The sequence below is a fragment of the Streptomyces sp. CA2R106 genome, from assembly GCF_037034245.1.
GTDB lineage: Bacteria > Actinomycetota > Actinomycetes > Streptomycetales > Streptomycetaceae > Actinacidiphila.
This window is the reverse complement of sequence record NZ_JBAGKC010000024.1, coordinates 1-15898: the sequence shown is the minus strand read 5'-3', so window position 1 is coordinate 15898 and position 15898 is coordinate 1. Positions and strand designations below refer to the sequence as shown.

Genomic DNA, 15898 nt, shown 5'->3' with positions numbered 1-15898 from the left:
GCCGGGCCGGCCGTACGCGTAGCCGACGGCCTGCACGCGGTCGCGGACTTCGCGTGTGACCAGCACCCGGCTGCCGCTCCATCCGGTCGTCGTCCGGCGGGCCGTTCGTACGCCGCCAGGGCCGCCGCCACGGCGGCGGCCCTGGGGTCGCGCGTGCGCGCGCCCGGCGCGTCGTCGGACGCGTCGGGCGCGGGCGGTCAGTGCTGCGGGGGCGGCGGGGGCGAGGGGTAGCCGTAGCCCTGCTGGGGAGGCTGCGGGTTCTGCGGCGGCTGCCCGGGCTGGTCCGGTTGTCCCGGCCAACCCTGCTGGGCCTGTGGCGCCTGCGGCTGCGCCGACTCCGGCTGGAAGCCCGGCTGCCCGGCCCCCGGCTGCCCCGGCGCCGGCGGGTACGGCTGCGGCGGACCGGCCGGCGCGGCGCCGTACTGGCCCGGCGGGACCTGGCCGGGCGGCATCGGCTGCCCGCCGTACGGCCCGGGCTGCGGCTGGCCGTACGGGCCGGCGGGCGGGGCGCCGTACGGGTTCGGGGGCTGCTCGGGGCCGGGCTGCCCGCCCGGCACCGGGTACGGCCCGCCGCCGTCCTGGGGGGCGCCGTACGGACCGGGCGGCGGGAACGCCGCGGGCTGGCCGGGCTGCCCCGGCATCGGCGGCGCCTGCACCGGCGGCGGGTTGTTGCCGTCCTGCGTCCACAGCCCCTGCGCCTGCTGGGCCCGTACGAAGTCCTCGGCGACCATCGCCGAGAGGTTGAAGTACGCCTCGCGGGTCTTCGGCCGCATCATGTCGAGGTCGACCTCGGCGCCCGCGGCCAGGTGCTCGTCGAAGGGCACGACCAGCACGCCGCGGCAGCGGGTCTGGAAGTGCGCCACGATGTCGTCCACCTTGATCATCTTGCCGGTCTCGCGCACCCCGGAGATGACGGTCAGGCTGCGGGAGACCAGCTCGGCGTAGCCGTGCGCGGACAGCCAGTCGAGGGTGGTGCTGGCGCTGGAGGCGCCGTCGACGGACGGCGTCGAGACGATGATCAGCTGGTCGGCCAGGTCCAGCACGCCGCGCATCGCGCTGTAGAGCAATCCGGTGCCGGAGTCGGTGAGGATCACCGGGTACTGGCGGCCCAGCACGTCGATGGCGCGCCGGTAGTCCTCGTCGCTGAACGCGGTGGACACCGCCGGGTCCACGTCGTTGGCGATGATCTCCAGGCCGGAGGGCGCCTGCGAGGTGAACCGCCGGATGTCCATGTAGCTGTTGAGGTAGGGGATCGCCTGCACCAGGTCGCGGATGGTCGCGCCGGTCTCCCGCCGCACCCGGCGGCCGAGGGTGCCCGCGTCCGGGTTGGCGTCGATCGCGAGGATCTTGTCCTGCCGTTCGCTGGCCAGCGTCGCGCCGAGCGCGGTCGTGGTGGTCGTCTTGCCGACGCCGCCCTTGAGGCTGATCACCGCGATCCGGTAGCAGGACAGCACCGGGGTGCGGATCAGCTCCAGCTTCCGCTTCCGCTCGGCCTCCTCCTTCTTGCCGCCGATCTTGAACCGCGACGGCTGCGCGTTGGCACCCGGCCGCTTCGGCTTCGGCTGGTTGCGCAGCAGCCGCTCCGAGCTCAGCTCGACGGCCGCGGTGTAGCCGAGCGGCGCGCCGCCCTGCGTGGTGCGCTGGCGCTGGTCGGGCGTCACCGTCGGCCAGCCGCCCGCGCGGGGGTCGACGGGCGCGGCCGGTGCGGCGGGCGGGGCGGCCGCCGGGGGCGTCTGGGGCGCCGGTTCGGGCGCGGCGGCCGCACCCGGCGGGTTCTGCTGCGGGAAGCCGTACGCGCCGTGCTGGGGCAGCGGCTGGAGCGAGCCGGCCTCGGGCTGCGGCTGGCCGGGCTGGCGCGGGTAGCCGTACCCGCCGTCCGGTCCGGCCCCGGCGGCCGCCGGAAGCTGCGACGGACCCGGCTGCGGGTACCCGGGCTGCGGCGGGACGCCGCCGGGCGGCACCGGTGCGGCGGCCGGAGCTGGGGCCGGTGCGGGTGCCGGGGCGTGCGGCTGCGGGCCTTCCGCGGCAGGGAGCGCGGGCGCGGCGTGCGGCTGGGCCGGCTGACCGGGCGGGCCCTGCTGCGGGAAGCCGTATCCGGCGGCGGCCGGAGGCTCCTGGGCGGGGGCCGGTACCGGTGCCGGGGGAGCCGCGGCGGGCTGCGGCTGGGCGTGCCCGGTCGGACCGGCGGGCGCGGGGGGCTGCTGCTGCGGGAAGCCGTAACCGGGCCCGGCGGGGGCGGTCTGCGCCGCCTGGGGCTCCTGAGGCGCGGTCGGAGCAGGCGCCGGCGCCGGGGGAGCGGGGGGCGTCGCGGCGGGCTGCGGCTGCGCGTACCCCGTCGGGCGCGGCAGCTCGAAACCGGACGGCTGGGCCTGGGGCGAGGGCGGCGGCAGCGGCGCGGCGGCCGGCTGCGGCTGCGCGTACCCCGTGGGCGCGGGCAACTGCTCGGCAGGCGCGGCCGGTTGCGGCGCCTCGGGCTGCGGTTGCTGCTGGACGGGCTGCGGTTGCGGCTGCGGCTGCGCGGACGGCGGCGGGAAGCCGTACCCGGCCGGGACGACCGGCTGCCCGACCGGCGGCGGGAAGTCCGCCCCCGGGCCGCCGGCGGCGGGCGCGGCCGGGGGAGCCGGTGCGGGCGGCGCCGGCTCCTCGGCGCGCTGGAACTGCGGGGGCAGCGGCGGCATCGGGCCGCGCGGCGCGTCCGGCGTCCACGGCTTCGGGTCCTCGGCGGGCGGCACCGGCAGCGGCGTCCACACCGGCGCGCGCTTCTGCGCCGGCGCGTCCTGCGCCTCGGGCTCCTGGGCGGCAGCCGGCCGCGCGCTCTCGGGGGCCTCGTTCTCCGGCCGGGCCTCCGGCCGGGCGTCCTGCGGGGGCGCCGCCGGCTCGGCCGCGGGCCGCGTGTCCCGCGGCGGCCACTCCGCCTTCGCCAGCATCGCGGCCGCCCGCTCCTCGATCTCGCGGCGCATCGCGGCGGGGGAGCGGTGGTCGCCCTCGGCCGAAGACCCCCGCGCCGCCGGGGCGTCGCTCTTCTTGGCCATGAGTTCGGACCCGGGCGGAAGCGGCGGCAAGCCGTCGTCCTCTTCCTCCTCGTCCTGCGTCCAGGCGGGCTTGGCGTCCTCCGGCTCCGGCGCACCGGCAGGCGCGTCCTTCGGCTCGACGGCAGCAGGGGCGGGCACGGACGGTACGGAGGAGGCGGACCAGGAGGGCCTGGCGTCCTCCGGCTGAGCCGAGCCGCCCGCGGCGACCCGGGCGCCGGAGGCCGAACCGCTGCCCAGGCCCCCCACCGGAGGCAGCGAGGCGGCCGACCACGACGACGCGTCACCCGGCGCGGCACCCGCGCCGGCCTCGGGCCGCGGCTCCCAGACCGGCGCGCGCGACCCCGAGCCCTCGGGCTCCGCCGCGGCCGCGGCGGGGCTGTCCGGCTCCGCTTCGGCGTCGGCGCCGCTGTCGGCGTCCGGGTCGCTGCCGCTCTGCATGTACCAGGCCGGAGGGGTGAAATCGAAGCGGTATTCGCCGGTGATGTCCGTGACCTCACCCCCGGAGGGGCCCTCGACAGGGGCGGCCCCGCCCGCGCGGTTGTCGTCCCGATCGCTGCTCACAATGCCTCCAGGTCTGCGTCGGGGAGCAACGCGTCACCGTCTCCCCACCCCGTGTGCCGCACGGGCTCTTCTGTGCCCCGCGGTCCCCGCCACTTCGACGGACAGCCTAATAGCCGGTCGCCGTACGCCGTCAGGCCGTTCGGACACCCTTTCCGCTCCTTCCCGCCCGAATCGCCCCGGACACCTCGGCCGCGCCTCGGCCCCGCCCCGCCCGGCCCGCCGCCGCGTGCCGCCACCCGCCACCGCCTGCCACCGCCCGCGCGGCTGTGCTGTCGCCGCGCTGTGAAGCGCGTATACGATCGCCTCCATGCGCCCCGGGCGGATCATCTTCCTCAACGGCACGTCCAGCGCGGGCAAGTCGAGCATCGCCCGCGAGCTGTTGGCGATCCTCGACGGCGACCCCTACTTCCACTTCCCGGTCGACGGCATCAACGCCATGCGCGCGGCCAAGGACGTCGCCCCCGACGCGCTCGACGCGGTGCTCACCCGCACCCGGATGGGATACCACCGCGCCGTGGCGGGAATGGCCGCCGCGGGCAACGACCTCGTCGTCGACCACGTGCTGAGCGAGCCGTGGCGGCTGGACGACTGCCTGACCGTCCTCGCCGACGCCGAGGTCTTCCTCATCGGCGTGCACTGCCCGCTGCCGGAGCTCAAGCGCCGCGAGCAGGCGCGCGCCGACCGTCCGCCGGGCCTGGCCGCCTACCAGTACACCCGGGTGCACGCCCACGGCGTGTACGACTTTGAGTGCGACACCGGCACCGCCTCGCCGCGTGCCTGCGCGGAGCTCGTCAAGGAGTACGTCGAGTCGCGCGTCGCCTGCGGCCGCCCGCCGACCGCCTTCCGCCGGCTGCGCGCGATCCGGGCCGCGCGGGAGGCACAGGCGGCCCGGGCGGCCCGCGCGGCGTACCCGGGCGCGCCCTGGTCGGCGTACCCGGCCGGCCACGCCGCCCACCCGGGGTGACCCGCGGGTAGGGAGGTCGACGCGCCCTGCTACCCTGGGTGGCGGCCACGCGTGTGCACGCACCGCGTGGCAGCGCCTTGCGAGTCATGTGAGATTCCCCCGCGATGCAGACCGGGGGCGCTCGAAGGCCGTAGACACCCTGAGGAGTCCGTATGTCGCTCGACGTCGAGACGAAGAAGCAGATCATCGCCGAGTTCGGCACCAAGGAGGGCGACACCGGCTCCCCCGAGGTCCAGGTCGCACTGCTGTCGCGCCGGATCTCGGACCTGACCGAGCACCTCAAGACCCACAAGCACGACCACCACTCGCGTCGTGGTCTGCTGATCCTGGTCGGCCAGCGCCGCCGTCTGCTGCAGTACCTGGCCAAGAAGGACATCACGCGCTTCCGTGAGCTGCGCGAGCGCCTCGGCATCCGTGCCGGTGCGGCCGGCGTCCGCTAGGAAGCCACCAGGGAGCGGTCCCCGTTCGACACGGGACCGCTCCCTTTTCCGTACGGCCTTCCGTACGACCGTTCCGTATGTTCCGTATCCGTATGTTCCGTACGACTTTCCGGCGGACGGCTCCGAGTAGCCGTTCGACGGACCCGCGGCACCCGCCCGGGCCGCGCGCATGACGTGCGCGATCCGGCCCGCGTCTGGTGCAATGGGGCTGTTGACACCGTTCGGGTGTTGACAACGCACGAGGAGGAGCGTCCTCCTGACCGCCGCATACGCCGGTCCTCGGTAGTGGCCCCCGGGTGGCACCCGCCACCGGAGGCTTCGATCGAAGACCGGCCCCGGCGGGACGACGCACCTCCACCGAAGGCCCGGCAGGGACACGCCCTGCGGGCAAAAACGAGGAGAAACCCGATAGTGGAGAACGAGACCCACTACGCCGAAGCCGTGATCGACAACGGTTCCTTCGGCACCCGCACCATCCGCTTCGAGACGGGCCGCCTGGCCCGCCAGGCCGCCGGCTCCGCCGTGGCCTACCTGGACGACGACACCATGGTGCTGTCGGCGACCAGCGCCTCGAAGCAGCCCAAGGAGCACTTCGACTTCTTCCCCCTCACGGTGGACGTCGAGGAGCGCATGTACGCCGCCGGCCGCATCCCCGGCTCCTTCTTCCGCCGCGAGGGCCGCCCCTCCGAGGACGCCATCCTCACCTGCCGGCTGATCGACCGCCCGCTGCGCCCGTCCTTCGTCAAGGGCCTGCGCAACGAGATCCAGGTCGTCTGCACCGTCATGGCGCTCAACCCCGACCACCTCTACGACGTGGTCGCCATCAACGCCGCCTCCTGCTCCACGCAGCTGGCCGGCCTGCCGTTCTCCGGCCCCATCGGCGGTGTCCGGGTCGCGCTGATCAAGAACCAGTGGGTGGCGTTCCCGACCCACAGCGAGCTGGAGGAGGCCGTCTTCGACATGGTCGTCGCCGGCCGCGTGCTGGACGACGGCGACGTCGCGATCATGATGGTCGAGGCCGAGGCCACCGCGCACACCATCAAGCTGGTCGAGGGCGGTGTCGAGGCGCCGACCGAGGAGGTCGTGGCCGCCGGCCTGGAGGCCGCCAAGCCGTTCATCAAGGTGCTGTGCAAGGCGCAGTCCGAACTGGCCGCCAAGGGCGCCAAGCCCACCGCCGAGTTCCCGATCTTCCTGGACTACCAGGACGACGTGCTGGAGGCGCTGGAGTCCGCGGTCACCGGCGAGCTCGCGCAGGCGCTCACCATCCCCGGCAAGCAGGCCCGCGAGGCCGAGCTGGACCGGGTCAAGGGCCTGGCCGCCGAGAAGCTGCTGCCGCAGTTCGAGGGGCGCGAGAAGGAGATCTCCGCCGCCTACCGCGCCCTGACCAAGAAGCTGGTCCGCCAGCGCGTCATCCGCGACAAGGTCCGCATCGACGGCCGCGGCGTCACCGACATCCGCACCCTGGCCGCCGAGGTCGAGGCGATCCCGCGGGTGCACGGCTCGGCGCTGTTCGAGCGCGGTGAGACCCAGATCCTGGGCGTCACCACCCTCAACATGCTCCGCATGGAGCAGCAGCTCGACACGCTCGCGCCCGAGACGCGCAAGCGCTACATGCACAACTACAACTTCCCGCCGTACTCCGTCGGCGAGACCGGCCGCGTCGGCTCCCCCAAGCGCCGCGAGATCGGCCACGGCGCGCTCGCCGAGCGCGCCCTGCTCCCGGTCCTGCCCACCCGCGAGGAGTTCCCCTACGCGATCCGGCAGGTCTCCGAGGCGCTCGGCTCCAACGGGTCCACCTCCATGGGCTCGGTCTGCGCCTCCACCATGTCGCTGCTGAACGCCGGTGTGCCGCTCAAGGCCCCCGTCGCCGGTATCGCCATGGGCCTGATCTCCCAGGAGATCGAGGGCGAGACGCACTACGTCGCGCTGACCGACATCCTCGGCGCCGAGGACGCGTACGGCGACATGGACTTCAAGGTCGCCGGCACCAAGAAGTTCGTCACCGCCCTCCAGCTCGACACCAAGCTCGACGGCATCCCCGCGTCGGTGCTGGCCGCGGCCCTCAAGCAGGCCCGCGACGCCCGCCTGCACATCCTCGACGTGATGATGGAGGCCATCGACTCCCCGGACGAGATGTCCCCCAACGCCCCGCGGATCATCAGCATCAAGATCCCCGTGGACAAGATCGGCGAGGTCATCGGCCCCAAGGGCAAGATGATCAACCAGATCCAGGAGGACACCGGCGCCGACATCTCGATCGAGGACGACGGCACCGTCCTGATCGGCGCCACCGAGGGCTCCCAGGCCGAGGCCGCGCGGGCGATGATCAACCAGATCGCCAACCCGACCATGCCCGAGGTCGGCGAGCGGTACCTGGGCACCGTGGTGAAGACCACCACCTTCGGCGCCTTCGTCTCGCTGATGCCCGGCAAGGACGGACTGCTGCACATCTCGCAGATCCGCAAGCTCGCCGGCGGCAAGCGCGTCGAGAACGTCGAGGACGTCCTCGGCGTGGGCACCAAGGTCCAGGTCGAGATCGCCGAGATCGACCAGCGCGGCAAGCTCTCCCTGATCCCCGTCATCGAGGGCGAGGACGACGGCGCGGAGCAGAAGGACGAGTCGGCCAAGTGACGACCCGCTCCACCGCAGTGACGGCCCGCCCCTCCACCAAGGGGCGGGCCGTCCGCACACGGACCCTGCTGCCCGGCACCGACGGCACCGGCACCGTACGCCGCTCCGTGCTCCCCGGCGGCCTGCGCGTCGTCACCGAGACACTGCCCACCGTGCGCTCGGCCACCTTCGGCATCTGGGCCGGCGTCGGCTCCCGCGACGAGACCCCCGTCCTCAACGGCGCCACGCACTACCTGGAGCACCTGCTCTTCAAGGGCACCCAGCGGCGCAGCGCCCTCGACATCTCCGCGGCGATCGACGCCGTCGGCGGCGAGATGAACGCCTTCACCGCCAAGGAGTACACCTGCTACTACGCCAGGGTGCTCGACACCGACCTGCCGCTCGCCATCGACGTGGTCTGCGACATGCTCACCGGGTCCCTGATCCGCCAGGAGGACATCGACGCCGAACGCGGCGTCGTCCTGGAGGAGATCGCCATGACCGAGGACGACCCCGGCGACCAGGTGCACGACCTGTTCACCACCGCGCTCCTGGGCGACTCCCCGCTCGGCCGCCCCGTCCTCGGCACCGTCGAGACCGTCAACGCCCTCACCCGCGACCAGGTCGCCCGCTTCTACCGCAAGCACTACGACCCCACCCGGCTCGTCGTCGCCGCCGCGGGCAACATCGACCACGCCACCGTCGTCCGCCAGGTCCGCCGCGCCTTCGAACGCGCCGGCGCCCTCACCGACACCGGCGCCGCACCCCAGCCGCCCCGCGCCGGGAAGCGGACGATCCGCGGCGGCGGACACGTCGAGATCCTCGACCGGCGCACCGAACAGGCCCACGTGGTGCTCGGCATGCCCGGCCTGTCCCGCACCGACGAACGCCGCTGGGCCCTGGGCGTCCTCAACACCGCGCTCGGCGGCGGCATGAGCTCCCGGCTCTTCCAGGAGGTCCGCGAGAAGCGCGGCCTGGCCTACTCCGTGTACTCCTACACCTCCTCCTACGCCGACTGCGGCATGTTCGGCGTCTACGCCGGCTGCCAGCCGCGCCGCCTGCCCGACGTCCTCAAGATCTGCCGCGACGAACTCCACCACGTCGCCGAGCAGGGCCTCAGCGACGAGGAACTGCGCCGCGCCATCGGCCAGCTCTCCGGCTCCACCGTGCTGGGCCTGGAGGACACCGGCGCCCTGATGAACCGGATCGGCAAGAGCGAACTGTGCTGGGGCGAGCAGCTGTCCGTGGACGACCTGCTGGCCCGGATCGCCGCGGTGACCCCGGCCCAGGTACGCGAGGTGGCCCGCGATGTACTGGGGCAGCGGCCCTCCCTGGCGGTCATAGGGCCGGTCAAGGAGAAGCAGGCCGCACGGCTGCACGAGGCCATCGCGTAGCCTGCGCACTGTCCGCAGGTGCGCAGGCAGGCACCGTGTAACACCCGCACGCCCTGCTGCGTGACCCTTACACCCGGAGGACTCCCCAACGATGAGCAAGCTGCGAGTGGCCGTCATCGGTGCGAAGGGCCGGATCGGCTCGGAGGCGGTCCGCGCCGTCGAGGCCGCCGACGACCTCGACCTGGTCGCCGCGGTCGGCCGCGGCGACCGGCTGGAGGCGCTGACCGAATCCGGCGCCCAGGTCGCGGTCGAACTCACCCACCCCGACTCCGTCCTTGCCAACCTGGAGTTCTGTGTCGGCCACGGCATCCACACCGTGGTCGGCACCACCGGCTGGACCCCCGAGCGGCTGGAGACCCTGAGCGGCTGGCTCGACGCCTCGCCCGGCACCGGCGCGCTCATCGCCCCCAACTTCTCCATCGGCGCCGTCCTCACCATGCGCTTCGCCCAGCAGGCGGCCCCCTGGTTCGAGTCCGTCGAGGTCATCGAGCTGCACCATGACAACAAGGCCGACGCGCCCAGCGGCACCGCCACCCGCACCGCCCAGCTGATCGCCGCCGCCCGCACCGAGGCCGGCCGCCCGGCACAGCACGACCCCACCACCCACGGCCTCGACGGCGCCCGCGGCGCCGACGTCGACGGCGTCCCGGTGCACTCCGTACGGCTGCGCGGCCTGCTCGCCCACCAGGAGGTCCTGCTCGGCGGCACCGGCGAGACCCTCACCATCCGCCACGACTCGCTGCACCACAGCAGCTTCATGCCCGGCATCCTGCTCGCCGTCCGCACCGTCCCCGGCGTCCCCGGCCTCACCTTCGGCCTGGAGCACTTCCTCACCGACGGACCCGGCGCGGCGGACGGCACCACCACCGCCGGGCACCAGGGAGACTGAACCCGATGCGCGCCAAGCTCAGCTACACCGTCTCCGCGGTCGTCCTCGTCTTCTACTTCGTGCTCGTCGGCGACCGCGGAGTGCTGCTGATCGCCGACGGCCGGCCCGTCACCGTCGCCTTCGGCCTCGCCGTCCTGGTGCTCCCGCTGATCGGCGCCTGGTTCCTGTGGCACACCACCCAGTTCGCCCGGCACGCCGGACGGCTGGGCCGGGAGCTCGAGGCCGAGGGCGGGCTGCCCGTGGACGAGCTGGCCCGCACCCCCAGCGGCCGTATCGACCGCGCCTCGGCCGACGCCGTGTTCGCCAGGCGCCAGGCCGAGACCGAGGCCGACCCCGAGGACTGGCGCAACTGGTTCCGCCTCGCCGTCGCCTACTTCGACGCCCGCGACACCCCGCGCGCCCGCAAGGCCATGCAGCGCGCCATCCGCCTCCATGACGCGCAGGCGGCACATCCGCCCGTACGGGCGGCAGGCGCCGCCCAGCAGGCCGCGGACGACCCGCGGTAGCCGACAATGGGCCCACCGCAGGCGCGCGGCGCCCTCAGCGCAGTTCCAGCGACCAGCCCTCTATGGCGTCCGCGGCGACGTCGAACGCCTCCGCCCGCCCCAGGAAGTCCGCGTTGTGGTCGGTCATCAGCGGCCGCAGCGCGGTACCGCGCCGGCTGATCACCAGCGCCTGCCCCTGCACACTGCGCGGCAGCCCCAGCACCCGCACCGGCTGCTGCGCGGTGCGCACCGACGTCACCTGCGGCCAGGGCACGGTGACCGTGGTGAAGTACCCGACCTGCCGCAGCCCCCTGCCGCTGAGCCACACGCCCATCCGCAGCAGCCGCAGCGTGCCCGCGATCACCAGTGCGGCCAACAGGACCAGCACACCCCCGCCCTGCACGCTCTTGGCGGCGACCATGATCAGCGCGGCGAACAGCAGGTAGGCGGCGAGCATCAGCGCCAGCGCGGCGACGGCGACCCGCCAGGGGCCCGGACGGTACGGGCGCATCCAGCGGTCCCGCAGGTCGGCGGGCAGCGGCCGGCCGGTCGCGTACTCGTCGTCAACGGCGGCGGCGGAGCGGAAGGGCAAGGACACGCGGAGAATCCTTCGGCTGCTGTCAGGTGCAAGGGCTGTTGACGGGTGAGGTTATCCGGCCCGGTCGCGGCGGCCAAGCTCCGGGTCGGCCCGGCTGCGGCTGCCGCCCGGACCCACCCCATAAGCTGAGCGGCGCACAACAGACAACAGGAAGGACCCGCCGGTGTCCACCGACCAGCCCGCCACCGAGACCCCCGCCCCCGCCCCCGTCCACTTGCGGGACGACGTCACGGTCGAGCTCGTCAAGCACAGCGCGTCCGACACCGACGTCCTGTGGGCGGCCCGCGTCTCCACCGCGGGCGAGCAGTCCCTCGAAGAGCTGACCAAGGACCCCGAGCGCTCCAAGGGCCTGATCAACTACCTGATGCGCGACCGCCACGGCAGCCCCTTCGAGCACAACTCGATGACCTTCTTCATCAGCGCCCCGATCTTCGTCATCCGCGAGTTCATGCGCCACCGCGCCGGATGGTGCCTGGCCGGCGACACCGAGATCACCCTGGAGAGCGAGGCGGGCGGACTGCGCCGCCGCACGATCAAGGACCTCTACCAGCAGTGGCACCACGGTGTCGAGGAGCGGCTGCCGACCCCGGCCGGTGGGGCCACCTGGCACACCAAGGCCGGCAAGTGGATGGCGCAGGCGCGCCACCAGGGCCGCAACCACTACCTCGGCCTGTACGACAGCCGGGAGGCGGCGGACAGCGCGGTCGCGGAGTTCCGCGAGGAGCACCCGAGCACGCGGGTGCGCCGGTTGGAGTCGGTCCGCCGCAACCACGTGCGGTGCTACGACGAGGAAACCCTCCGAACCCAGCGGGCCCGGATCGTCGACGTCATGGAGTCGGGCACCAAGTCCCTGATCCGCATCACCACCGAGGGCGGCCGCACCCTGCGCTGCTCGGTCGACCACGCGATCCTCACCCCCGACGGCTGGCGCAAGGCGGGCGAGCTGGCTGCCGGGGACGCCGTGATGAGCGCGGGCACCGCGGTACGCCCGTCCGCGGGGCTGGTTCCGCCGAGCCTGCGCCGCGGCATCGGCGTGTGGACGTCGATGCAGCGCGAGCGCCTGATCGCGGAGACGGACACCTGCCACCTGTGCGGCGGCAGCTTCCCGCGCGGGTCCCTGGCCCTGGACCATGTGGTGCCGGTGGCCGCGGACCTGACGAAGGCCCTCGACACCGGCAACCTCGCTCCCGCCTGCGAGGAGTGCCACGCCACCAAGAGCGCCTCGGAGCAGGCGCTCGCCCAGCGGGGCGGGAAGATCGCCGTCGCACTCCCCGACCGCATCACCGCGGTGGTCGAGGACGGCGAGGAGATGACCTACGACCTGGCCGTCGCCGGTCCGTGGCACAACTTCCTGGCGAACGGGATCGTCGTCCACAACTCGTACAACGAGGAGTCCGGGAGGTACCGGGAGCTGCGGCCGGTGTTCTACGTGCCGGGCAAGGAGCGCAAGCTCGTGCAGCAGGGCCGGCCGGGGAAGTACGAGTTCGTGGCCGGGAGCGATGAGCAGCGCGAGGCGGCGCTCGCCGTGATGGCGGAGTCGTACGAGCGGTCGTACGCGGCCTACCAGGAGCTGCTGGCGGCCGGGGTGGCCCGGGAAGTGGCCAGGTCGACGCTGCCGGTGGGGCTGTTCTCGTCGATGTACGCCACGTGCAACGCCCGGTCGCTGATGCACTTCCTCGGGTTGCGGACACAGCACGAGCTGGCCCGGGTCCCGTCCTTCCCGCAGCGGGAGATCGAGATGGTCGGCGAGCTGATGGAGGCGGAGTGGGCGAAGCTGATGCCGCTCACGCACGCCGCGTTCAACGCGAACGGCCGAGTCGCCCCCTAGGAAATGTCCGAAGTGTTCGGATTGCAGGCATTCGCGAAGTTCATCTAGGCTGCGGAAACGGACTCCGGTGCTGCCTGAACCCCCGAGCAGGCAGCGCTGGAGTCCTCATCGCGGACCCGGTTGTCCACAGGCCGCGCCGACCATGGCTGCGCAGCCGCACACACACCCAGTAACGTGGGACGTATGGCTCCGACTTCCACCCCTGACGCCCCCTTCGGGCGGGTGCTGACCGCCATGGTCACGCCGTTCACCGCCGACGGCGCCCTCGATGCCGACGGCGCACAGCGGCTCGCCGCCCACCTCGTGGACCAGGGCAACGACGGACTCGTCGTCAACGGCACCACGGGTGAGTCGCCCACCACCAGCGACGACGAGAAGGACCGGCTGGTCCGCGCCGTCCTCGAAGCCGTGGGCGACCGCGCCCACGTCGTCGCCGGCGTCGGGACCAATGACACCGCGCACAGCACCGCCCTCGCCCGCCAGGCCGAGCGCGCCGGCGCCCATGGCCTGCTCGCCGTGACGCCGTACTACAGCAAGCCCCCGCAGGAGGGCCTGTACCGGCACTTCACCGCGATCGCCGACGCCACCGCCCTGCCGGTCATGCTCTACGACATCCCCGGCCGCAGCGCCGTCCCCATCGAGACGGAGACCCTGGTCCGGCTCGGCGACCACCCCCGGATCGTCGCCAACAAGGACGCGAAGGGCGACCTCGCCGCCGCGAGCTGGGCCATCTCCCGCAGCGGCCTCGCCTGGTACTCCGGCGACGACATGCTCAACCTGCCGCTGCTGTCGATCGGCGCCACCGGCTTCGTCTCCGTCGTCGGCCACCTCGTCTCCAGCGAGCTGCGCGCCCTCCTGGACGCGTACACCAGCGGGGACGTCGCCAAGGCCACCGAGATCCACCAGTGCCTGCTGCCCGTCTACACCGGCATGTTCCGCGCCCAGGGCGTCATCACCACCAAGACCGCCCTCGCGCTGCGCGGACTGCCCGCAGGCCCGCTCCGGCTGCCCCTGGTCCCCCTCGGCGAGGAGGAGACCGAGCAGCTCAGGAAGGATCTCGCCGCGGGCGGGGTACACCTCTGAGCACGGCCGGAACACCACAGGACCTCACAACTGAATACCGCAGCGCTCCGCGGCACCGCCCGGGCCCGGGCAGGCCGCGCGCGGCCCGCGGAGACGCCGGACGCCACACTTCGGTCCGCAGGACGCCGGACCACGAAAACGTCAGCGTCGGAAAAGCCTTCCGAACGCGGCAGCACCACTCGAACACCGGAACAGCGTCGCGCCGGCCGCGGCCCCCACGAGGGGCCCTCTGGCATGCGCGGTAAGGAGAAACCCTTTGAGTCATCCGCACCCTGAACTCGGTCCCCCGCCGGCACTCGCGGAGGGCGGTCTGCGCATCACCCCGCTCGGCGGACTGGGCGAGATCGGCCGCAACATGACCGTCTTCGAATACGCCGGCCGGCTGCTCATCGTCGACTGCGGCGTCCTCTTCCCCGAAGAGGAGCAGCCCGGCGTCGACCTGATCCTGCCGGACTTCACTTCCATCCGCGACCGGCTGAACGACGTGGTCGGCATCGTCCTGACGCACGGCCACGAGGACCACATCGGCGCCGTCCCCTTCCTGCTCCGCGAGAAGGACGACATCCCGCTGATCGGCTCCAAGCTCACCCTCGCCCTGGTCGAGGCGAAGCTCCAGGAGCACCGCATCCGCCCGTACGCCCTGGAGGTCAAGGAGGGCGACCGGGAGCGGATCGGCCCCTTCGACTGCGAGTTCGTCGCGGTCAACCACTCCATCCCGGACGCGCTCGCGGTCGCCATCCGCACCCCGGCCGGCAATGTCGTCGTCACCGGCGACTTCAAGATGGACCAGCTCCCGCTCGACGGGCGCCTGACGGACCTGCCGACCTTCGCGCGGCTCGGCGAGGAGGGCATCGACCTGCTCCTGGCCGACTCCACGAACGCCGAGGTCCCCGGCTTCGTGCCGCCGGAGCGCGACATCTCGCAGGTGCTCCGGCAGACCTTCGCCAAGGCGGAGAAGCGGATCATCGTCGCGAGTTTCGCCAGCCATGTGCACCGCATCCAGCAGGTGCTGGACGCCGCCCACGAGCGGGGCCGCAAGGTCGCGTTCGTCGGCCGCTCCATGGTCCGGAACATGGGCATCGCCCGCGACCTCGGCTATCTCAAGGTGCCGAGCGGGCTCATCGTCGACGTCAAGGTGCTCGACGACCTGCCCGACGAGAAGGTCGTGCTGGTCTGCACCGGTTCCCAGGGCGAGCCGATGGCCGCACTGTCCCGGATGGCCAACCGCGACCACCAGATCCGCATCGTCGAGGGCGACACCGTCGTCCTCGCCTCGTCCCTCATCCCGGGCAACGAGAACGCGGTCTACCGCGTGATCAACGGACTGACCCGCTGGGGCGCCAACGTCGTCCACAAGGGCAACGCGAAGGTCCACGTCTCGGGGCACGCCTCGGCCGGCGAGCTGCTGTACTTCTACAACATCTGCAAGCCGCGCAACCTCATGCCCATCCACGGCGAGTGGCGCCATCTGCGGGCCAACGCCGACCTGGGCATGCTCACCGGCATTCCCCGCGACCGCACCGTCATCGCGGAGGACGGCGTCGCCGTCGACCTCATCGACGGCAAGGCGAAGATCGCGGGCAAGGTCCAGGCCGGCTATGTGTACGTCGACGGCCTGTCGGTCGGCGACATCACCGAGTCGTCCCTGAAGGACCGTCGCATCCTGGGCGAGGAAGGCATCGTCTCGGTCTTCGTCGTGGTCGACAGCACCACGGGCAAGCTCGTCGGCGGTCCCCACATCCACGCCAGGGGCTCGGGCATCGAGGACGACGCGTTCGCCGCGGTGATCCCCAAGATCGAGGAGGGGCTGTCCCGTTCGGCCTCCGACGGCGTCATGGAGACCCGGCAGATCCAGCAGATCATCCGTCGCTCGGTCGGCAAGTGGGTGTCCGACACCTACCGCCGCCGTCCGATGATCCTGCCGGTGGTCGTCGAAGTCTGACGCACCGTCAAGATCGTTCCAGGGAGCGGGCCGCCGGATTTGCATCCGGCGGCCCGCTCCAGTACGTTGGCA

General features: G+C 73.0%; 10 protein-coding genes and 3 pseudogenes. 11 read left to right on the top strand and 2 right to left on the bottom strand.

Features of this window, described 5'->3' with window-relative positions; translation table 11 throughout:
- Nucleotides 1-197 precede the first annotated feature (197 nt).
- Entirely contained in the window at nucleotides 198-3593 is a 3396-nt protein-coding gene (locus WA788_RS26795; RefSeq protein WP_335981447.1) for an SCO5717 family growth-regulating ATPase, read from the bottom strand.
- 307 nt (nucleotides 3594-3900) lie between these two features.
- On the opposite strand from WA788_RS26795, the gene WA788_RS26790 reads away from it, so the two are divergent.
- The 6 genes from WA788_RS26790 (at nucleotide 3901) to WA788_RS26765 (ending at nucleotide 10396) form a co-directional block, all read left to right on the top strand.
- Nucleotides 3901-4557: a chloramphenicol phosphotransferase CPT family protein gene (locus tag WA788_RS26790; RefSeq protein ID WP_335981444.1), complete on the top strand. Its 657-nt coding sequence runs from the start codon at nucleotides 3901-3903 to the stop codon at nucleotides 4555-4557.
- Nucleotides 4558-4709: 152 nt separating this feature from the next.
- Nucleotides 4710-4997 (top strand): 30S ribosomal protein S15, encoded by a 288-nt coding sequence (gene rpsO / locus WA788_RS26785; RefSeq protein WP_033173003.1) that lies wholly within the window; start codon nucleotides 4710-4712, stop codon nucleotides 4995-4997.
- A 411-nt stretch (nucleotides 4998-5408) separates the two neighbouring features.
- Nucleotides 5409-7628, top strand: coding sequence for a polyribonucleotide nucleotidyltransferase (locus WA788_RS26780; protein ID WP_335981436.1), 2220 nt, complete (start codon nucleotides 5409-5411; stop codon nucleotides 7626-7628).
- Nucleotides 7625-9001, top strand: a complete 1377-nt coding sequence (locus WA788_RS26775; RefSeq protein WP_335981434.1) for a M16 family metallopeptidase — start codon at nucleotides 7625-7627, stop codon at nucleotides 8999-9001. Before WA788_RS26780 ends, WA788_RS26775 begins: the two co-directional genes overlap by 4 nt.
- A gap of 91 nt (nucleotides 9002-9092) precedes the next feature.
- Nucleotides 9093-9890 carry a 4-hydroxy-tetrahydrodipicolinate reductase gene (gene dapB / locus WA788_RS26770; RefSeq protein ID WP_335981431.1) on the top strand — a complete coding sequence of 266 codons (798 nt, stop codon included), beginning with the start codon at nucleotides 9093-9095 and terminating at the stop codon, nucleotides 9888-9890.
- A 5-nt stretch (nucleotides 9891-9895) separates the two neighbouring features.
- The gene (locus WA788_RS26765) at nucleotides 9896-10396 is read left to right on the top strand and encodes a hypothetical protein (protein WP_335981430.1); all 501 of its coding nucleotides are present in this window, start codon (nucleotides 9896-9898) and stop codon (nucleotides 10394-10396) included.
- A 34-nt stretch (nucleotides 10397-10430) separates the two neighbouring features.
- Here the strand turns inward: WA788_RS26765 and WA788_RS26760 are convergent, their stop codons facing one another.
- Nucleotides 10431-10973, bottom strand: coding sequence for a hypothetical protein (locus WA788_RS26760; protein WP_335981428.1), 543 nt, complete (start codon nucleotides 10971-10973; stop codon nucleotides 10431-10433).
- A gap of 163 nt (nucleotides 10974-11136) precedes the next feature.
- On the opposite strand from WA788_RS26760, the pseudogene WA788_RS26755 reads away from it, so the two are divergent.
- The 5 genes and pseudogenes from WA788_RS26755 to WA788_RS26735 all read left to right on the top strand — a co-directional run.
- Nucleotides 11137-11442: pseudogene (locus WA788_RS26755) on the top strand (FAD-dependent thymidylate synthase); the annotation flags it as partial.
- Nucleotides 11422-12348, top strand: a pseudogene (locus tag WA788_RS26750) (HNH endonuclease); the annotation flags it as partial. The pseudogenes WA788_RS26755 and WA788_RS26750, both read left to right, overlap by 21 nt.
- 3 nt (nucleotides 12349-12351) lie before the next feature.
- Nucleotides 12352-12801: pseudogene (thyX, locus tag WA788_RS26745) on the top strand (FAD-dependent thymidylate synthase); the annotation flags it as partial.
- A gap of 183 nt (nucleotides 12802-12984) precedes the next feature.
- Nucleotides 12985-13884: a 4-hydroxy-tetrahydrodipicolinate synthase gene (gene dapA / locus WA788_RS26740; protein WP_335981425.1), complete on the top strand. Its 900-nt coding sequence runs from the start codon at nucleotides 12985-12987 to the stop codon at nucleotides 13882-13884.
- 256 nt (nucleotides 13885-14140) lie between these two features.
- Entirely contained in the window at nucleotides 14141-15826 is a 1686-nt protein-coding gene (locus tag WA788_RS26735) for a ribonuclease J (protein WP_335981422.1), read from the top strand.
- Nucleotides 15827-15898: the final 72 nt, after the last annotated feature.